Source organism: Anaerovorax sp. IOR16 (assembly GCF_017168145.1).
GTDB lineage: Bacteria > Bacillota > Clostridia > Peptostreptococcales > Anaerovoracaceae > IOR16.
In genome coordinates this window covers 155,900-175,978 of the sequence record NZ_JADQTL010000011.1, presented here as the reverse complement: position 1 = coordinate 175,978, position 20,079 = coordinate 155,900, and the positions used below count along the sequence as shown (strand labels likewise).

The 20,079-nt window shown below is 36.2% G+C and carries 16 protein-coding genes and 1 pseudogene; 2 read left to right on the top strand and 15 right to left on the bottom strand.

Features of this window, described 5'->3' with window-relative positions; translation table 11 throughout:
• Positions 1–13 precede the first annotated feature (13 nt).
• The 14 genes and pseudogenes from I2490_RS14695 to I2490_RS14630 all read right to left on the bottom strand — a co-directional run bounded on the left by I2490_RS14695 (position 14) and on the right by I2490_RS14630 (position 15,354).
• Positions 14–778, bottom strand: coding sequence for a cell division protein FtsQ/DivIB (locus I2490_RS14695; protein ID WP_206460521.1), 765 nt, complete (start codon positions 776–778; stop codon positions 14–16).
• Positions 765–2,033 (bottom strand): UDP-N-acetylglucosamine 1-carboxyvinyltransferase, encoded by a 1,269-nt coding sequence (murA, locus tag I2490_RS14690; RefSeq protein ID WP_206460520.1) that lies wholly within the window; start codon positions 2,031–2,033, stop codon positions 765–767. The genes I2490_RS14695 and murA overlap by 14 nt, the downstream gene beginning before the upstream one ends.
• Positions 2,034–2,136: 103 nt before the next feature.
• Entirely contained in the window at positions 2,137–3,228 is a 1,092-nt protein-coding gene (murG, locus tag I2490_RS14685) for an undecaprenyldiphospho-muramoylpentapeptide beta-N-acetylglucosaminyltransferase (RefSeq protein ID WP_206460519.1), read from the bottom strand.
• Positions 3,229–3,238: 10 nt separating this feature from the next.
• Complete coding sequence (gene ftsW, locus I2490_RS14680) at positions 3,239–4,366, bottom strand: putative lipid II flippase FtsW (protein WP_206460518.1); 1,128 nt, start codon at positions 4,364–4,366, stop codon at positions 3,239–3,241.
• Positions 4,367–5,725 (bottom strand): UDP-N-acetylmuramoyl-L-alanine--D-glutamate ligase, encoded by a 1,359-nt coding sequence (murD, locus tag I2490_RS14675; protein ID WP_206460517.1) that lies wholly within the window; start codon positions 5,723–5,725, stop codon positions 4,367–4,369. It abuts the gene before it with no gap.
• A gap of 36 nt (positions 5,726–5,761) precedes the next feature.
• Positions 5,762–6,739 carry a phospho-N-acetylmuramoyl-pentapeptide-transferase gene (mraY, locus tag I2490_RS14670; protein ID WP_206460516.1) on the bottom strand — a complete coding sequence of 326 codons (978 nt, stop codon included), beginning with the start codon at positions 6,737–6,739 and terminating at the stop codon, positions 5,762–5,764.
• Positions 6,740–8,170 (bottom strand): UDP-N-acetylmuramoyl-tripeptide--D-alanyl-D-alanine ligase, encoded by a 1,431-nt coding sequence (locus tag I2490_RS14665; protein WP_206460515.1) that lies wholly within the window; start codon positions 8,168–8,170, stop codon positions 6,740–6,742. It abuts the gene before it with no gap.
• Positions 8,171–8,234: 64 nt separating this feature from the next.
• The gene (locus tag I2490_RS14660; RefSeq protein ID WP_245157213.1) at positions 8,235–8,771 is read right to left on the bottom strand and encodes a glutamate ligase domain-containing protein; all 537 of its coding nucleotides are present in this window, start codon (positions 8,769–8,771) and stop codon (positions 8,235–8,237) included.
• 19 nt (positions 8,772–8,790) lie between these two features.
• On the bottom strand, positions 8,791–9,696 hold the full coding sequence (locus tag I2490_RS14655) for a Mur ligase family protein (protein WP_206460513.1): 906 nt from the start codon (positions 9,694–9,696) through the stop codon (positions 8,791–8,793).
• A 19-nt stretch (positions 9,697–9,715) separates the two neighbouring features.
• Positions 9,716–11,719, bottom strand: coding sequence for a penicillin-binding transpeptidase domain-containing protein (locus I2490_RS14650; protein ID WP_206460512.1), 2,004 nt, complete (start codon positions 11,717–11,719; stop codon positions 9,716–9,718).
• A 168-nt stretch (positions 11,720–11,887) separates the two neighbouring features.
• Positions 11,888–12,331 carry a cell division protein FtsL gene (locus tag I2490_RS14645; protein WP_206460511.1) on the bottom strand — a complete coding sequence of 148 codons (444 nt, stop codon included), beginning with the start codon at positions 12,329–12,331 and terminating at the stop codon, positions 11,888–11,890.
• A gap of 1 nt (position 12,332) precedes the next feature.
• Positions 12,333–13,274, bottom strand: a complete 942-nt coding sequence (gene rsmH / locus I2490_RS14640) for a 16S rRNA (cytosine(1402)-N(4))-methyltransferase RsmH (RefSeq protein WP_206460510.1) — start codon at positions 13,272–13,274, stop codon at positions 12,333–12,335.
• A 9-nt stretch (positions 13,275–13,283) separates the two neighbouring features.
• Positions 13,284–13,715, bottom strand: coding sequence for a division/cell wall cluster transcriptional repressor MraZ (gene mraZ, locus I2490_RS14635; protein ID WP_206460509.1), 432 nt, complete (start codon positions 13,713–13,715; stop codon positions 13,284–13,286).
• A gap of 275 nt (positions 13,716–13,990) precedes the next feature.
• Positions 13,991–15,354: pseudogene (locus I2490_RS14630) on the bottom strand (IS1182 family transposase).
• 410 nt (positions 15,355–15,764) lie between these two features.
• On the opposite strand from I2490_RS14630, the gene I2490_RS14625 reads away from it, so the two are divergent.
• A complete protein-coding gene (locus I2490_RS14625; RefSeq protein WP_206460508.1) occupies positions 15,765–17,057 on the top strand; it encodes a hypothetical protein in 1,293 nt (430 codons plus the stop codon).
• Positions 17,058–17,287: 230 nt separating this feature from the next.
• Positions 17,288–19,492 carry a methyl-accepting chemotaxis protein gene (locus I2490_RS14620; RefSeq protein ID WP_206460507.1) on the top strand — a complete coding sequence of 735 codons (2,205 nt, stop codon included), beginning with the start codon at positions 17,288–17,290 and terminating at the stop codon, positions 19,490–19,492.
• A gap of 91 nt (positions 19,493–19,583) precedes the next feature.
• On the opposite strand, the gene I2490_RS14615 is transcribed toward I2490_RS14620, so the two are convergent.
• Complete coding sequence (locus tag I2490_RS14615) at positions 19,584–19,991, bottom strand: bacteriohemerythrin (protein WP_206460506.1); 408 nt, start codon at positions 19,989–19,991, stop codon at positions 19,584–19,586.
• Between the last annotated feature and the right edge of the window lie 88 nt (positions 19,992–20,079).

Sequence of the window (20,079 nt, the reverse complement as noted above, 5' to 3'; positions counted from 1 at the left end):
TACTCTCCTACCTCTATTCAATCTCAGGGCTAAAAGAAAAATAGCCTTCACTTCCCATTTTTATAACTCCCCGTTCAATTCCCTGCGTATATAATTTATATAATACACTTTTTAAATCATCCATATTTTCTCGAATATTTTCTAGAGTACCCTCACAATATAGATAATCATAAATATACGCCTTTATAACAACTTTTGAAATATCTATTTTTTTAAAATAAATTTCATTTTCCTCCATTGCAGACAACATCTTTAAAGTATCAGTTAATACTGAATTTTCTTCTACTTCCAAAGGAAGACCAGGATCCATTTTTTTTACAGTCATTCCCATAAGAAGAGGAAGCGTAGGTGCAACATCGGTTTTACGTAGCACCAGACCATCTTCATCCATTAAAAGATACTCTTCTCCATAAGGAACGGCAGCATACTCCTTTCTTTCTTCCACTGTAATCACTACAGTTCCAGGCAGACTTCTGGAGATTTTGACATTTTTCATATAAGGATCCTTACGCATTCTATTTTTTGCATCTTTCATCGATGTTTCAAAGATATTTTTCCCGGTTTTAATTTTAGACATGCTAATGATTTGTTCCGCTGTATAATAATCATTTTCTTTTACTTTTATTTTTTGAATATCAAAAAAGCTAGATGTTAAAAGATAATATACCCCTATTATTATAACAAAGAAAATTAATATTTTTAACAAATAGCGTTTTTTCTTTCTTTTTTTCTTTTTTCTAGGCTTTTGCACATTTTGATTTTTTTTACTTTCTTTCATCCTCTTGTATTCTCTCTATCTTAGTTCCTAAATTCTTTAATGCTACTTCAAATTTATCATATCCTCTATCAATATGGCAAATGTTTTCTACAATCGTTTCATCCGATGCCGCAAGTCCTGCAATCACCATTGCAGCCCCGCCTCTGAGATCTTTCGCCTCAACACGGCAGCCTTGAAGTTGATCGACCCCTGTTACTTTCGCACTGCAACCACAAATCTCTATAATTGCCCCCATATCTCGTAAAGAATCAATATGTTTAAAACGATTTTCAAAGATTGTCTCTGTCATTTTGCTTTGACCATCTGCCAAAGCCATTAAGGTTAAAAATTGAGACTGCATATCCGTAGGAAAACCCGGATAAGGAAGTGTTTTTATTTCACGAATGGCTTTCAATCGATTTGGCGCCTTTAAGTAAATTTTATCTTGTTCAATCTTTAAAGAACATCCCATTTCACGAAATTTTGCTAATGTACTTGCCATTTGCGCCGGAGCAGCATTTTCAAGAAGAAGTTCTCCTTTGGTTGCAGCCGCAGCCGCTAAAAAAGTTCCAGCCTCAATACGATCTGGAATCACCTTATAATCGGTTCCATGCAAAGGTTTTTTCCCTGAAATCACAATTTCTCCAGTTCCAGCACCTTCTACACAACTGCCGCAAGCATTTAAAAAATTTTGTAAATCTTCAATCTCCGGTTCTTTTGCTGGGTGTACAATATGAGTTTCTCCTTCTGCAGAAAGTGCAGCCATCATGATGTTTTCCGTCGCTCCAACACTTGGAAAATCGAGCCGTATGGTTGTTCCCTTTAAGCCAGTTGATTTGCAAACCAAACTTCCATCTTCTTCTTTAATTTCTGCCCCCATTTTTCTGAGTGCATCTAAATGCAAATCAATTGGACGCGCACCTATGGCACATCCTCCTGGTTGGCTCATCTCCACTACTCCGCAGCGAGTCAACATCGGACCAAGTAAAAAAACCGATGAACGCATTTCCTTTCCTAAGACTTTTGGTATGTAAGTTTGCGTCAGTTGACTGGAATCAACTACAATCGCATCCTTCTCCCGTTGGATTTTACACCCTAGTTCTTTTAATATAGCTAGCATGGTATTCACATCCAATAGGTCCGGACTATTATGAATGGTACATACATCTCCAGTTACCAGCGATGCTGCTAATATGGGTAGAACCCCATTTTTTGCTCCGGTTAGTTTATGGCTTCCAAAAATACGGTTTCCACCAATTATATGATAACTGTCCAAAAAAAAACACCTCCGCAGAAAGTCATAGTTCTTATTAAGATACTTATAAACTATACTATGAAATTCTGCAAATTGTGTTACAGTATAGGTCGTACATTTTCAATCAAAATTCTAAATTCTCATAAATGATGTCAACAGCATCAAAACGACCGACTGAAGCACTAGCCATTCCCATGGCATTTAAAACTTCCTTATTATTTTTTAATCGAAGAATTGTATCCATTAACTTTTCCTCAGTTAAATCTTTTTCTTCAATCAAAACTGCACCGCCCTTGTCCGCTGGTACCTTCGCATTAAAGTATTGATGATTTCCGGTAACATTTGGGGAAGGAATTAAAATTGAAGCTTTTCCACAAGCCGTGATTTCCGATACCGTTAATGCACCGGATCGGCTAATGACAAGATCTGCCGCAGATAAGTATTCATGCATGTTATCTACGTAAGGCAATAATTGAATTTGTTTTCCATTTATATTCAATTTTAATAATTGCTCCTCAATGGATTTATAATGTATTTTCCCGGTAATAAAGAACAATTTAAAATCTGGAATTTTACTTAATTGCTCTGCCACCTTTACCATTACACTATTTATTTTTCCGGCACCCAAACTGCCTCCAAAGCATAAAATTACAAACTCACGATCTGCAATATTAAGTTTCTCACGAAAATTTTGCATGGTACTGGTTAAAAAACTTTTTCGGATTGGATTACCCGTTACTACTAATTTCTGCTTTTTTTTAAAATGCGCCTGTGCCTCCGGAAAACTTATAAAAACCTTGTCCACATAGTTTTCCAATAATTTATTTGTAACGCCAGGGAACGCATTTTGTTCGTGAATGTAAGTTTTAATTCCATATTTATGTGCAGCTCGCACAAGAGGACCGCAAACATAGCCTCCCGTACCTATAACGATATCCGGCTTAAACTCCTTTAATATCTGCTTCGCCTCTCGATTTCCTTTTGCAAGGTCCATGATGGTTTTGACATTTTTCCAAATCTTTTTTCTATGAAAACCACTAACTGTGATGTATCGTATTTCATATCCGTTCTTTGGAACAAGCTCTTTCTCCATTCCATAACGGGTTCCTACAAAAATAATCTCTGCATCGGGATTTCTCCTTTTTATTTTGTCTGCAATTGCAATTGCAGGGTAAATATGTCCTCCGGTTCCACCGCCGGTCATGATAACTCTCATGAATTCCTCCTTATTTTGCAGAATGCTTTGATATATTTAACATAATTCCCATCGAGCCCATAAATAACAATAATGCATTTCCTCCAAAGCTTACAAAAGGTAAAATGATACCAGTCGGCGGCATTGAGGAGGTCACAACAGCGATGTTTAAAATTACTTGTACCGCTAACATAATTGTAATTCCTGAAGCAATGAGCATACCAAATAAATCAGGTGCATTCAGTGAAATATGTGCGCATCTCCAAATCAATACAATGTAAACCGCAATTAAAATCAAGCAGCCGATGTATCCAAGCTCTTCACCAATGATGGCAAAAATAAAGTCATTTTGAGGTTCCGGCAAATATAATGTTTTTTGAATACTCTTGCCCAAACCAACTCCAAACAATCCGCCTGACCCCAACGCCAGTAACGATTGCGTAACCTGCCATCCTGTACCTAATGGATCTTGAAATGGATCAATAAAACTGAACATTCGTTTCATTCGATACGGTTCTGCCAAAATTAACGCTACAATTCCTGCACAACCAGCAATTCCAATTGCAAAAAGATATTTTAGATTTAACCCGGCTACAAACATCATACCAACAATAATTGCAACAACCGTAATGGCAGTCGACATATTCGGCTGTTTCATAATTAAACCAAAATAAGCTCCACAGAGTATCACCAGAGGTAGGATTCCCTCGGTAAAGGATAATATCCTTTTTGGCTTATCACTTAAATACTTTGCAACAAATAAAATAGCACAGATTTTAGCAATTTCTCCTGGCATAATGGTTAAGCTGTCACTTCCTAATCTAATCCAGCGTGTTGCACCGTTTACATCTTTGCCCAACGGCGTAAACAGAAGCAATAATAATACAAAACTTATAATCATTAAAGGGAATGCCATTTTTTTATAATATTTATAAGGAAATAATCTACAAAAAACAAAAAGAATGGTCCCCAAAAATGCCCATATCGCATCACGAATAAGGTAATAGTAAGGATTACCATAATCACTGATAGCCACATAATAGCTGGCACTAAATACCATAATGATACCAAACAAAACGAGTCCCATCATAAGTATGGTTAATACAAAATCTCCGGTTTTCATTTTGATTTTCTCATTCTCTCTTTGTTTTTTTGCCATTTATCTCTCCAATTCTTGAACACAGCTTTTAAAGTGCCTTCCCCTTTGCTCATAGCTGCTATACATATCCCAGCTTGCACAGGCTGGAGAAAGCAACACCGTGTCGCCAGGCTCAGCCAAGGAAAAGCTTTTCTTTACACATTCACCCATATCTTTTTCATCAAAGATTGTTTGATATCCCAGACGTTCTGCGGTTTCTCTTATTTTAGGGGCAGTAGCACCTAATAAAACCAAAGCCTTTACTTTTCCATGAAAGGCACGTATAAATTCTTCATACTTTGAGTTTTTATCATAACCCCCTGCAATTAATATAATATTTCCCTTAATTGCTTCAATTGCCTTAATGGAAGCATCCGGATTTGTACCTTTCGAATCATTTACAAAACGGATTCCAGCAATTTCACTACAAAACTCTAATCGATGCTCCACTCCCTGGAATTCTCGCAATGTTTTTGCAATGATTTCCGAAGCAATACCGCAAAAATAGCTGATGCCGCTAGCGGCCAATGCATTTTCCAAATTATGCTCTCCAGGTATTATAAGCTCTTCAGTTCCACAAATATCAATTAGCTCATGATCCTGATCTTTAATTACAATCCTTCCGTCCTTCACAAAAACACCGAAATCCAAAGTGGATTTACGACTAAACGGCACTACCGTACTTTTGCAATCTTCTATTAGTTCATAAGATGCAGCATCATCGTAATTTACAACAAAAAAATCTTTTTCTGTTTGATTTCTAAAAATTTTTGCTTTCACTTTTGCATAATTTTCTAATGTTTTATGACGATCCAAATGATCTGGAGTAATGTTTAAAAGTGCACATACAACAGGATGAAATCTTTCTGTCGTTTCTAATTGAAAACTGCTGCACTCTGTAACCAACCAAGAATCTTCCTGTGCGGTAAGTGCAGTGGATGTGACAGCAATTCCAATGTTTCCAACCACTGCTGTCTTTCTCCTTGCATTCTTAAAGATTTCTCCAACCAACGTAGTCGTAGTTGTTTTACCATTGGTTCCTGTGATCGCAATATAATTTCCTTTTCCCAATCGATAAGCAAGTTCTAATTCGCCGATAATTTCAACACCAAGAGTCTTTGCTTTTTGAATAAAAGGCAGATCCAACGGTACCCCAGGGCTGACAACAATCGCATTAAAAGAGTCCAATTCCAAAGGATCGGTTCCTAAATAACACCTAACATTCTGTGTCTTTAAATAATTTACAAGCTGAACTTCCATTTCCTCTTGTGTTTTTTTATCATATACCGCCACCTCGGCGCCATAACGAAGTAAGGCTTCCGCTGCCGATACCCCAGATTTACCAAGACCGACTACTAAATATTTTTTTACTTGACTCATTCTTTTCCCCTTCTTCCTTCGTATCGAACAAACTCATTAAAATATTTTTTGATCAAAAACTTTTAAACTTAAGATACATAATAGTAAGGTAACCATCCAAAAGACAACAACAACCTTTGTCTCCTTCCAGCCACCAAGTTCAAAATGATGGTGCAATGGCGCCATACGAAACACTCGTTTTCCATTTCTTAGTTTATAGCTGGATACCTGTATAATGACCGATAATGCCTCTGCAACGTATACACCTCCTGCAATTGGCAAAATCAATTCAATATTCATTAAAATAGCTGCCGCTGCAAGACCACCGCCTAAAGCAAGCGAACCGGTGTCTCCCATGAAAAGTTTTGCAGGATATTTGTTATACATTAAAAATCCAAGACACCCACCAGCAAGTGCCGCACAAAAGACGGTAGCAGCACTCATACCAAAGAAATTCATTCCTACAAGAGCAAAAAATACTGCAACAATGCTAGTAACGCCGGAGGCCAATCCATCTAACCCATCTGTTAGATTAACACTGTTTACCATAGCCACAACGACAAATGCAATAAAAGGTATGTAGAAAATACCAAAATCCCAATATTCATTTATAAACGGAATAAATACAGTTGTTCCGTATATGGATACACTTGATTGATATGCGGCTAATCCAACCGCAATGGCCACTTGTAGTAATAGTTTTTGCAATGCCGTCAAACCCAAATTTCGTTTCAAAGCAACCTTAACAAAATCGTCAATAAAACCAATTAATCCAAAGGTAACAAAGGAACCCAATAAAATCCACATATCTGTGTTCAAAATGCCGGAACTGAGACAAGTAATCAATACCGAAAAAATGATAATAATTCCACCCATGGTCGGCGTTCCTGTTTTTACCATATGAGATTGCGGTCCTTCTTCTCGGATGCTCTGTCCTGCTTTGATTCTTTTTAAAATTGGGATAAATAACGGTGTACCAATAACAGCAATGAGAAAAGCAACCGCCAGTTTTATCCATATCTGTATATATTCCATTTATAAGCTCCTTACTTTTTTTACGATCTCCGTCATTCTCATGCCATTTGAGCCTTTTACTAAAACTACATCACCAGATTTTAAAAATTCTTCCAGCTTATTTATAAGTGTTTCTTTTTCTTCATGATAGATGACCGCTGTATTTTTTGAGGCTGCCTTTGCACCCTCCGCAATAAATTTTGCATTTTTCCCTACTGATATTACCACATCTACTTCTTTATGGGAAGCATATTCCCCAACCTGATAATGATATTCCTCTGCAACATCACCCATCTCTAAAATGTCGGCAAGAATCGCAATTTTTCGCGTTCCTGAAATGCTCATAAGTACGTCAATTGCAGCTTTCATAGAGTCAGGACTTGCATTATACGTATCGTCTATTAGCTTTATACCATTTCTTTCTTCTATGTTTAAACGACGATTTGTACTCTCAATATTTGCCAGACCTTCTGCTGCCTCTTTCAAAGAAATACCCAATGACATTCCAACAGCTACAGCTAGCATTGCATTCAAACCATTATGATTGCCAAGCAAAGGCAAGAAAAAATCTTCAGTCGTGTTTTCATTCGTAATAGTGAATTCAATTCCATTTTCACCCAAATCTTTGCGATTACTTAATTGAAAATCTGCCTCTTTGCTTTCGCCAGCTGTGATAATTTGAAAGCTTTCACAATATGAATCATCTTCCTTTTTCTTTTCTTGTATGCACTGTAAAAGGACTTCTTTCGAAAGCATATCATTGTCTTCATTTACAAAGAGTTGATCTTCTTTTTGAAAATAATCAGTTATTTCCATTTTTGCCTTTAAAATATTTTCTCTTGTTTTCAGATATTCAATATGAGAGGTTCCTACATTTGTAATTACCGCATAATTCGGTCTGACAATATCCGCAAGCCGATGAATCTCACCAAACTCGCTCATACCCATTTCAAAAATGCCCACCTCGATGTCATCATTCAGATGAAAAATAGTTAAAGGTAAGCCGATATGATTATTGAAATTTCCTAAATTACGAAGTGTCTTATATTTTTGTGAAATTACAGCATAAAGCATTTCCTTGGTCGTTGTCTTCCCAGTACTACCGGTAACTCCAATTTTTTTGATTGGGAACAAAGATAAATACCATTCTGCTAAATCCTGCAAAGCTCTTGTGGTATCCTGTACCAAAAGAATTGCAATATCTGACCGAATTTCTTTTATTTCATCTGCGATCTGCTTATTATGAACAACGATTGCACGGCATCCATTTTCCGCAGCTTTCTTCGCATAAATATGTCCATCCTGTTCTTCTCCCACAATAGCAAAGAAGGCATCCTGTGCAGCAACCTCTCTGGAATCAATTGCAATTCCTTCAATCATAGTATCCTGTTTGCCGCAAATCAATACACCCTTTGTTGCATTTTGCATCTCTAAAACAGTGATTTTTTTCATAAGGTACTTTAACCTTCCTTTCGTTTACTAAATAAATTCGTTTCTTTATCATCTTAATTTCAGTTTATAGTTCTTGTATAATACGTTGTGCTATTTCTTTATCATTAAAATAATTTTTTGCACTGCCAATAATTTGGTAACACTCATGTCCTTTTCCTGCTATTACAATAACGTCTCCAATTTCATAAATACTTACTGCCTTTTTTATTGCGTCCATTCGATTTTCTATAACTGTATAGCTACACCCGGTTTTCAAAAGACCTTTTTCAATCTCTTCTGAAATACATTTTTGATCTTCTGTCCGTGGATTATCACTGGTTATTACACAAAAATCACTAAAAATACCAGCAATTTCACCCATAATCGGACGTTTGCTTTTATCGCGGTCACCACCACAACCAAAAACGCAAATCAATCTGCCCGTAGTAAAATCTTTTGCAGTCTTTAATACCATACGAAGTGCTTCCGGTGTATGGGCATAATCCACAATGGCTACGATGCCTTTTTCATTTGGTACAAGCTCAAATCTTCCAGGTACTCCTTCAAGTTTAAGCAAAGCAGATTGTACAAAAGGAAAGGTTATTCCGCTAAGTATTGCCAAACTACTTGCACACAAAGTATTATATAAAGTAAATAATCCTGGTGTTTTTAAGGTTAGTTTTCCAAGGTTTTCTCCATGATGGAAAACATACTACACCATTCACATCATTTGATATCATTTCTCCATAAAAATCAGCATTTGAATTTTGCAAAGAATAACTATATACTTCTTTTCCCTCATCTTTTAACTCTTCATACAAACGATTTCCATACGCATCATCTATATTAACTGTACTTACACTGTTTCCTATATGAAATAATGTTTTTTTTGCCTGATAATAATCCTCTTCAGAACTATGAAAATCCATATGATCCTGGGTTAAGTTCGTAAATGCGGTATAAGAAAACCAAACATCGTCCACTCGATGCAGTGCCAATCCATGGGACGAAACTTCCATCGCACAATGTTTAATTCCTTCCTGCTGCATTTCACAGAACATTCGTTGCAGCTCGAAGGATTCTGGTGTTGTTCTTGATGATTCATATTCTTTATCCCCAAATCGATAACCAACGGTGCCAATCACTCCACAAAGATGATCTGTTTCTTCTAAAATTGCTTTGAGCATATAGGTTGTCGTTGTTTTTCCATTTGTCCCGGTAATTGCAAAAACAGTCATTTGTCTGGATGGATCTCCATAGAAATTTTTTGCAATTTGCGAAAGTGCTTTTCTGGTATCTGTCGTTTCTAATATTGGTATACTTTTTAACTCCACAATGAATTCATCTTGTGTTACAACAGCGGCTGCGCCATGAAATGCTGCTTCTATAGCATATATATGCCCATCTGTTTGGTAACCCTTCATGCAAACAAACAAGTTGCCTTTTTTCACTTTACGGGAATCAATAGCGATTCCTGTAATTTCTGTATCTTGCATATCCATTGGACACTTTATCCCCGTTTCGTATAACAGGTCTAAAAGTTTCATGCCATGCTCCTTACTTCACTTATTGGGAATATAAATATACATTTGTATTCAGCGGTACTTTTTCTCCCGCCTTTGGATATTGATCTACTACTGTAAAATTATCATTGGTAGCTCTTACTGGTGAAACAGTATACTGTAATGACTTTCCTCCAAGCACACCGATTGCTTCACTGAAATTTATTCCGGTAACATTTGGAACAACGGTCATTTGACTGTCAATTTCTTTCTGTTCTTCTTCACTGTACTGCGGCACAATATTCAGGTAACGAAGTGTCTCTTCTAAAATTGCCTTTACTCCAGGTGCGGCCGTCTGACTTCCGTAATGAACACCCTGCGGCTCATCTACAACAAGTAAAATAGCCAACTGAGGATCTTCCATTGGAGCCATACCTACAAACGATGCACAAACCAGATTATCACTGTACTTTCCATTAATAACCTTATTTGCTGTACCTGTCTTTCCGCCGATTCGATACCCTGAAATTTTTGCATTCCCGCCACCTCCAACGGCTACAACCGACTCCATAATGGTTCGCATTTCTTCTGCAGTCTGCTTAGAAATGACTTGTCGTACAACCTTTGGTTCTATTTTTTGTACAATATTTCCATCAGAATCCCGCATTTCCTTTACTAAATGAGGCTCCATTAGTTTTCCATCGTTTCCAATTGCAGAAATAGCCGTAATTAGACTGACTGGTGTAACTGCAATCCCCTGCCCATAAGACATGGTTGCTAGACCAACCGGACCGGCAGTTTCCTTCTTCTGTAGAATATTGTTGCCTTCACCGGGATAATCAATTCCTGTCTTTTCCGTAAGTCCAAACAAATCCAAGTATTCATAATATTTATCCAAACCGACTCTTTGAGCCAACTGAATAAAAACTGGATTGCAGGAATTTTGTACTGCCTCAGCTAAGGTTTCCTCTCCATGCGGCTGCCCTTTTCTCCAACAATGAAGCATAGTTCCGGCAACCTCATAATAATATTTGCAAACAAATTTATCTGTTGGAGAAGTGACTCTTTCCTCCAGTGCAATTGAAGTGGTAATCAGCTTAAAAGTAGAACCTGGATCATACGTATCACTAATCATTGGATTTCTCCACATTTGATTCCAGTATATCTGTTTTTCTGCATCCGAAAGGCTCTCGACATAAGCTGCTTGCTGAGGGTCGAGAGGTACTCTTGCATTATTTGGATCATAATCCGGAGACATTGCCATCGCTAATATTTCCCCGGTTTTTGGGTCCATTACAATGCACCATACTTGCGTTGCTTGTGTATCCGCTTGGACTTGATCCAATGCTTTTTCTACATAGTGCTGGATGACTTCATCAATGGTTAATACAACATTCAAGCCGTCTTCTGCCTGAAAATATTTTTCCATTCCATAGGACAATCCATCACCTTTTAAATCGGTATCTTTAATCCATCTTCCGGGAACACCGCTTAAATATTTATCATACTTCAACTCAACTCCCGAAAGTCCTCGATTATCATCCGTCGTACTTCCAAGAATATGAGAAGCAAAGGAGCCTAATGGATAGTACCGTTTTACGTCCTCTGCAATGGAAATTCCTGAAAGCTTTGCATTTCGTATTTGATCTGCTTTTTCTTTATCTACATATTTTGCAACTCGAACAAGTAATTTATCTTTTGTAATGGTTTTTCTCACAGAAGCTTCATCTAAACTTAAAATTTCTGATAAGGTTTTAGCTGTTTTGTCTATTTTTAATTCTTTTTCTTCCTTTGTTTTTGCTGATGCAGTGACATCCTTAGGTCGTACCCAGATGGTATTTGTCACAGCACTGATTGCCAATTCTTTCCCATATCGATCTAAAATTACACCTCGTTTTGCGGGAATTGGTACATCATTCGTCTGTTGTTCAACTGCCATTTTTGCATAACGTTCACTTGCCACCACTTGAATCCAACCAACTCGAAACATCAATAAAGTACAAAGAAAACAAGTGCACGTAAAAATGAAAATCAATCTCTTTCTATTTTTATTATTTGTCACAATCATTTTAGTCCTCCTACATAGAAAAGGTCGCTTCGCTCTATAATCGGTACCATGTCCCTATACGATAAAAAAACCGGATTTTTCTTGTAGTATGAAATTATCCGGTTTTGCATCCACTCTATGAAATTATTTTCATGGTCTCCTACCTAATTCTATTATACAAAACACCATTTAATTGTATGCCTCTTGCTTTAATGCCAAAGCAAAATCCTTTATCGGAATGTCCTCTTGGCTAATATAAACATACTGATCAACGGTAGGATAAACCATTCCTAATTGTGTTTTGGCCTTTTCCTCTATAATTTGAATATTTGATTGGCTTTTAATCTTTACATTTAAATTTTCTATTTCACCCTCAATTACTGCAGACTGCTTCACTAAATTATTAATGTTATATTTAATTTTAGCAGAGTAAGCCGTGCTGGCAATAAGACCTACAGATAATATGGAAACAATCACGGTCAATATCATAATTTGAGATTTTTCCCGTAACGTCATAGCCGATGCAGATTTTTTTTTGTTTTCATTTGAAGCTCTTTTTTTCTTGGGTTTCATATCTAAACCATATTTTTGATAGTCTTTTTGATATTCATACCATTTTTCTGCTGCTATCATCTTATCTCTCCCACTTTTCAATTACTCTTAGTTTTGCACTTCGAGCCCTAGGATTTAAAGTTAATTCCTGTTCTGACGGAATGATTGGTTTGCCACTTACCTTTTTCATATCCGTTTTTTTCCCGCATACACACATTGGGAACTCTTTTGGACAGGTGCAAGGATTCAATCTTTGATTAAATCGTTCTTTTACGATGCGATCTTCCAGTGAATGAAATGTAATAATACACAAACGTCCTCGATTTGCAAGCACATCTAAAAATGTATCTACTGCTTTTTCCAACTGACCAAGTTCATCATTTACTTCAATTCGAATTGCTTGAAAGGTTCTCTTTGCCGGATGGGGTCCATCCCTTCTCGCCGAAGCCGGAATGGCAGCTTTGATAATCGTAACAAGCTGTCCTGTTGTCGTAATTGGTGCTTGCTTTCTATTTTTTACTATAAATTGGCTAATACGTGAAGCCCATCGCTCCTCACCATATTGACGAATGATGTTTGCTAGTTCTTCCTCACTGTAAGTATTTACTACCGTTTCAGCTGTTAAAGAATCCTCTGCATTCATTCTCATATCAAGTGAGGCATCCTTCATATAGGAAAACCCTCTCTCTTCATTGTCCAATTGAAATGAAGAAACTCCTAAATCAAGAAGGGCACCATCAATGGAGGAAATATCATACTCCATTAATACATTTTTAATATTAGAGTAATTACTTTGAACAAATATTTTCTTGCAGTCATATCCCCTTAAATTTTCCTCAGCAGCACGCAAAGCATCCTTGTCACGATCAATACCAATTAAAATCCCTTTTGAATTTAATTTTTCACAAATCCCACTTGCATGTCCGCCACCGCCAAGAGTCCCATCTACATAAACACCATCCGGTTTTATGTTTAGATTCTTTATTGACTCAGAAAATAAAACCGATACATGTTTAAACTCCATCAATCCCTCCTATATCCCATAGATATCCATTTGTTCCGCAAATTCACTGGCTTCCAATTTTTCGCCATTCTCCGCATTTTCATAAGCTTGCTTGCTCCAAATTTCAATTTTATTCAATACACCAATGGTTACCAGTTCTTTTTCAATGTTTGCATAATTTCTTAAGCTTTGCGGAATTGTTAGTCTTCCCTGCTTGTCCATTTCGCCTTCTACCGCACTGGCGTAAAAATAACGGACAAATGCTCTGGCTTTTGGATCCGATATCGGAAGCTTATCCAATTTTTCGTGAAATTTTGCCCACTCACTCATTGGATAAATATAGAGGCAGTTGTCTAATCCTTTGGTCAAAACACACTTATATTCCAGCTGTTCGCGAAATTTCGCTGGCACAATAATTCTGCCTTTGCTGTCTATTGAGTTTTGATATTCTCCCATTAACATGAAACAATTACCCCACTATGCATTTTTTGATTACTTCCACTATACTCCACTTCACTCCACTTCGCAACCACACTAAATCAAAAAAACAAGGTAAAAAAATTAATTTTATTTATATTTTATTACATCTAAAAATATTAACAGTTTATTAACACAATATATTGTGTTTCAGACTGTAGACAAAATACCTTGCTAAATTTATATTCTTATAATTTCTGCAAGGTATTTTCTATTTTTTCTATAAAGCTTTTAAAAAAAGAAAAAATAAAAGGATATCTCTATGCCATTTGATTCCTTCTTTCAGATTTATGAATCCATGTTGCTAGTTTTTTTAGATTCATGGACGCAAAAAGAAGATTCAGTTCCATTTCTATCTTCTGAATCCCTCGATATTGTGTATAACGCATATTATGTTTTTCTTTTGCATCGGCAAAGACTCGCTCAATGGTTTGACTCCGTAGTTTGTAAAGATCTCGATACTTTGGAGTATGACGAATGTCCTCACATTGCTCTATGTAGTTTTCCCATATATGACGTGTGACTACTTTTACATGGTCTTTACTTGCTGTGCATTCTGATAAGGAAGGGCAACTCTTGCAAATTTCTCCTTTACTCTTATATTCCCGATACCCTTCTCTATTTGTTGTAGTATAGTTTAACACTTGGTTTTCTGGGCATACAAAGCAATCATAGTATTCATCATAAGCATATTCGTGTTTTTTAAAATAACCATTTTTTGTCATAGGTCGTTTGTATGGTAGGATAGGAATTCGTTTATCTTTGAGTATTTCTCTAGCAATTGCAGGTGTTTTATATCCGGAATCCATTACAATATTTTTTACACCTTTATATCTTTTTACTTTTTCATAAATCTTTGGGAATGCAACTGAGTCATGTACATTTCCTGGATTTGTATGAAAAGCAAGTATGTAATTGTTTCGATCGCAAGCTACATTTGCAGCATAAGCAAATACTACCTTATGCTTTCCTTTATGAAATACGCCGCAATCCGGATCTACGGTACTTTTCTTGATTACTTTTGTCTTTTCTTTGGCTTCCGTTTTTTTTTACAAGCTTGTTTTCCTCGTTCAATGCGATCTTCGTTAATTTCTTTCATTAGTTCTTTTTCATAGTATTTAACGGATTCCAAAACGGTTTCTTTTTCACTGTTATGGTTATTTGCACTTGCTTTAATATGTGTACCGTCAATGAAAATGCTTTCTGAATTAATGAATTCATATTCCATGATTTCAGCAATGACTCTTTGAAAGATTTGTTCGAATAAGTCAGTATTTTGAAACCGACGAGAGTAGTTTTTACCAAAGGTAGAAAAGTGAGGAATTTCTTCCTCTAAACTATAACCAAGATACCATCGATAAGCTACATTCGTTTGAATTTCTTTAATGGTCTGTCTCATGGATCGAATACCAAAGGTATATTGAATGAGGGTAATTTTAATTAAGACAACAGGATCGATGCTTTCTTTTCCCACATCAGAATACAAATCTTTTACAAGGTCATAAATGAAAGAGAGATTAATCGCAGTATCTATCTTACGAATAATATGATCTTGTGGAACAAGAGAATTCAAGGTTACCATTTGAAATTGATCACGACCTAATAAATCTTTCTTACCCATCATAAAGCAAATACCTCCATGTATTTATACATATATTTTACCATAAATACAATAAAATGTATTACATTATGTAAAAAAAACTGTAGGCAAAGATAGAGATATCCTTGTCTACAGTCTGTAACACAATATATTGTGTTTAATTTTATTAAAACTCCAAAATATCGTTTTAAAAAAGTGGAGAGTTTTTTCTCTATTGTTTACTTATTCATTATCAAATAAAACAACTTTATTTTTTATGATTTTCATAGGTGATACGGCAACACTGGTGTGACAAGATTTTTATTTTCCCATATACTATATCAACAGCAAAGGATTTATTGAGCCGAAGCCTTTTTTCTCTCTTTTTATACATATTGATAATCATATCCATTCAATATGTAATTTTCATTCCTATAAAAGAGAGGTTATAAATTATGCCAAGAAATAGAGGTAATTCTTGTCTTCCTCGTCACGGCCGCAACTGCTTAGGCAGTGTTTGTGGCACAAACATTGATACGGAAGGCATCGACTTTACAAATGAAAAATCTAATCTAGTATACATGGATAAAGTTTTTTGCTTTACGGATGACACTAGTTGTCCACTAATGTTTAATCTAAATACAGGTGGTCCAAATAGAAACCGCTTTGTTACAGAACTTACGTTAGAACCGCAAAATTGCTGTTGCTGTTGCACGCCATGTACTCTAGAAGAAAATGCTGTATTTAATATCGAAAAATCCTTTGTTGTCGTTGAATACTTCAATACAAGACCACCAGGCAATATTGCTGCAAATCAGGTTTCCATCGATGGTTATCCTGTAGACTCGGTAACCTATTCAAACGGACAATACCTTGCTAAAACTGCTAGCGTAATTTCAAAGATCCAAAAGGAGCGCTGCATGAATGCAGGTCTTCCTACAAAGGCCTTCTTCTTAATCACGAATGCAGGTCCTTGGGATATTCGAGCCAAGTATGTATTAGAAGGTACTGTAAACACTGGTGGAAGAACCTGTTGCTTCCGCTGTGAAATTTCAAATGCACCTAGTGCACAGAACACTGAACTTCCATCAAGTAGCAAATCGAACTTTGCAATTCCGGATCTCAGCTTGCCATGCAGTATTAATGGTATAGCTCCGGATATTCGATTCCAATTCAATGCAGGGGTGGAACTGATCAATCCAAGTTTGACACTAGGTCATCATCATCATCACGGCAGAGGTCCAAATCCATGCTCTGGATATGATGAATGCGAAATGGAATGTGACAATGTAGTGGATTCTTTAGGCCACCACCATCACAACAATGGTATGGCCTTAACTCTCACATCAAAAGTAGCAGTTGAGCCAATCGTGCATATCGAAGTTGTACGTCAAACCCTATTTTGCACCAATGCTTGTGAAGCTTTGATTCCTTGTGATGGTTCCGAACTTGCGGCAGAAGAGGAAGCTGCAGAAGAATGTGTAAATCCATTTTTACCTGACTGTTCCTGTGGCAATTCTTCGAACATCGAAAGCATCCAAAACTGCAATTGCAATTCAGAGGAAATAGCATCAGAATCGACTACATGCGGCAATGGCTGCGGCTGCGGCAACCAACGGAATAATCGCTGTGGTTGTGGCTGCGGTTGCGGATGTGGCAATGGAATTGGCTGCCAGCAACAAGTTACTGCTTGTATCAATCCAACAAATGTATGTGGTTTTCACGGTTACAATGGTTGCAGCTGGTAATTCTTTAGAAATCAAACCAGTTCAACCGAGAACAACTTCCTTACGTTTTTAATGTAAGGAAGTTGTTTTTTATCTAATTAATAATGATTTGATAATAATAACGTAAAATTTACTTTATTTTATAAAATTAATTACCTTTATTTTCCTACTTCTAAAAACTGATAATTTTCTTGTTTTTTCCTGTTTCTCATGGTAAATTTAAAAAAAATAAAAATGGAGGTGTCTTCAACATGAAATTCATGAAAAACTTAGACAGAAATAAACTTAGCACCAGAATTCCACTACAAATTTCAGCTACTATTTTCCTTGTGATGCTAATCATTTGTCTCATTCTTACATTCATGCTCAATCAAATCATCTCAAATCGCGTAAAAACAGAAATAACCTACATAGCCGATGCCAATGCAACTGTAACCAAACAATATTTTGACAATCTCCAGACCTTGTCGAAATCATTATCAAAGGAAGTCATGCGCTATAAAAGTTTAGATCCTGACACCTCAAAAAAATTATTGGTTCAATCTTTAAATGGCATTTTGGAAGATGAAAGAGTTTTTTCAGCCTATTATGCATTTGAACCAAATCAGTTCTTTGAAAACACTCCAAAAGGTATGTCTTATTATGCCTTCCGTGATGGTGCAAATGTCAAAGTAGATATCTTGCAAGACTATGACGTTTACTCAACGGGAGATTATTATGCAACGCCTAAAAAAATTATGTCAACACACATCACCGAACCTTATTCCTATACATTAACGACCGGAGAAACTGTTTGGCTTGTTACCTTAAGTAATCCGATTATTGATAAAAGCGGTCGCTTCCTGGGGATAGCAACTTGTGACATCCTGACCGATTCTTTGGATACGCTGTCATATAACTTAGGAGGATATGAAACCTCATATCACTATACTCTGACAAACCAAGGAACTTATGTTTCCCATTCCGCGGATAAAGGTTTGATTGGACAAACTCTAAGTGAAAAAACAGAAGAAGAAAGTACTCTACTAACGATTGCAAAAAACGGTGAGCAAACACTTACGGATACAGTCAATGCCATCTTTGGTGGCAATGCTTACTTGGTTTGTGTTCCGATTCAAACCGAAGGGGCTGACAACGTTTGGACAAGTGCCTTTGTAGTAAATAAAAGCGAAGCTTTGGTCGCAGTACGTAATCTTCTACTGTTAGTTGCTGCGATTGCAATTGTAGGTCTTATTGCATTAACACTGTTCAGTACAGCTACACTAAAAAAATCGTTATCTCCAATTGATAATTTGGTTGTATTAGCGAAAAAAATGGGTGAAGGAAAATTGAAATCCGAAGATACCATCCAAATTAAAACAAAAGATGAATTAGGAGTATTAGCTGAAATATTCACGAATACTTCTAAAACAATCAGCGACTATATCAATGAAATTTCCTATATTTTAAATGCAATTTCTATGGGAAACCTCAATGTTAATGTAGAAAGAGAGTATATCGGAGACTTCCAAGAAATTAAACAAAGCTTAAACCATATTCTGCAATCTTTAAACACTACATTTTCTAAAGTTCAACAAACAGCTGATATGGTTTCAAGCAGTTCCGAACATGTAGCGTCTGGTGCACAAGCGCTTTCACAAGGTACTACAGAGCAAGCCAGCTCTATGGAAGAACTGTCTGCAACAATCAGTGATATTTCTCATAAAGTAAAATCCACTGCAGAAAATGCTGCAACTGCAAACAGCGACGCAGAAAATATGTGCTCTGAAGTTGAAAAAAGTAATAAACAAATGGGCGATATGTTAGAAGCTATGAAAGAGATCAATGGCAAATCAAATGAAATCAGCAAAATAATAAAAACCATTGAAGATATTGCATTCCAAACAAATATTTTGGCACTCAATGCGGCTGTAGAAGCTGCAAGAGCAGGCAGTGCCGGAAAAGGGTTTGCTGTTGTTGCGGATGAAGTAAGAAACCTTGCAAGCAAAAGTGCAGAGGCTGCAAAAAATACAACGGCACTTATATCCGACACAATCAATTCTGTGGATGCCGGTACAAAAATTGCAGATGCAACCGCTGCTTCACTAGCAACAGTAGTCTCTAACATCAATAACATTGTAGGAATTATTGATGAAATATCTAAGGATTCTCAAGTACAAGCAAATGCAGTGGAGCAAATCACCATCGGAGCAGACCAAGTATCCGCTGTCATTCAAACCAATTCTGCGACGGCAGAGGAAAGTGCAGCTGCAAGTGAAGAATTATCCAGTCAAGCACAAACATTAAATGGATTGGTCAGCAAATTCAAATTGAAGAATACCTTCAACGATGCAACTAAACCGTTAGCGAATACTACATTTGATCAAAAATATAAGAATACGGAATATGAAAATTATGCAGCAGATAATTATTTCTTTGAACCAAATGAATTAAATGAAAATAATAATAAATATTAATTAAACTAAATTCTTTATTAAATTATAAAAGGACGGTCTCATAAAAAAGAGACCGTCCTTTGCTATGTACATAGAAATAAATTATATACAATTATGCTTTTAATGTTTTTGCAAACTCACCAATTTTTTTATCTTGCATTGAAATATGTTTTACCAACCAATCTAATATAAATTGATTTGAATTTATAATTGCACTAATCTTTGTATTAGATGACTCATATTCTTTTCTAAGTTCAGCCAACTTTGCAATAAATGCAGTATGTAATTGTTTTTGAACATTATACTCAGGATAATTAATACTTAACATATACTTTTCTTCATCACGAAAATGGGTTCTAGTATACTCATCTAAAAAATCAAACATTTTAACTATATATTCGTTTGTCTTTCCCTGTTTGCCTGCTTCAAATAATTGGTCAGCTTTTTCAAACCAAGTTTTATGTTGTTGATCGATTAGATCAACACCGACAGCTAAATTTTGTGTCCACGATAATGCCATTATACGAACCTCCCTATGTTTCTAAATTTATATTATATATGTTTGAGTATATTCTGAATTAGAAAATATTTCAAGCTACTTATAAACT

Coding starts and splice junctions, on each gene's coding strand:
- I2490_RS14695 (WP_206460521.1), bottom strand. CDS start 778: ATGAAAGAAAGTAAAAAAAATCAAAATGTGCAAAAGCCTAGAAAAAAG.
- rsmH (WP_206460510.1), bottom strand. CDS start 13,274: ATGGAGTTTAAACATGTATCGGTTTTATTTTCTGAGTCAATAAAGAAT.
- mraY (WP_206460516.1), bottom strand. CDS start 6,739: ATGGAATATATACAGATATGGATAAAACTGGCGGTTGCTTTTCTCATT.
- mraZ (WP_206460509.1), bottom strand. CDS start 13,715: ATGTTAATGGGAGAATATCAAAACTCAATAGACAGCAAAGGCAGAATT.
- ftsW (WP_206460518.1), bottom strand. CDS start 4,366: ATGGCAAAAAAACAAAGAGAGAATGAGAAAATCAAAATGAAAACCGGA.
- I2490_RS14620 (WP_206460507.1), top strand. CDS start 17,288: ATGAAATTCATGAAAAACTTAGACAGAAATAAACTTAGCACCAGAATT.
- I2490_RS14650 (WP_206460512.1), bottom strand. CDS start 11,719: ATGATTGTGACAAATAATAAAAATAGAAAGAGATTGATTTTCATTTTT.
- I2490_RS14615 (WP_206460506.1), bottom strand. CDS start 19,991: ATGGCATTATCGTGGACACAAAATTTAGCTGTCGGTGTTGATCTAATC.
- I2490_RS14645 (WP_206460511.1), bottom strand. CDS start 12,331: ATGATAGCAGCAGAAAAATGGTATGAATATCAAAAAGACTATCAAAAA.
- I2490_RS14655 (WP_206460513.1), bottom strand. CDS start 9,696: ATGAAACTTTTAGACCTGTTATACGAAACGGGGATAAAGTGTCCAATG.
- murG (WP_206460519.1), bottom strand. CDS start 3,228: ATGAGAGTTATCATGACCGGCGGTGGAACCGGAGGACATATTTACCCT.
- I2490_RS14625 (WP_206460508.1), top strand. CDS start 15,765: ATGCCAAGAAATAGAGGTAATTCTTGTCTTCCTCGTCACGGCCGCAAC.
- I2490_RS14665 (WP_206460515.1), bottom strand. CDS start 8,170: ATGAAAAAAATCACTGTTTTAGAGATGCAAAATGCAACAAAGGGTGTA.
- murD (WP_206460517.1), bottom strand. CDS start 5,725: ATGAGTCAAGTAAAAAAATATTTAGTAGTCGGTCTTGGTAAATCTGGG.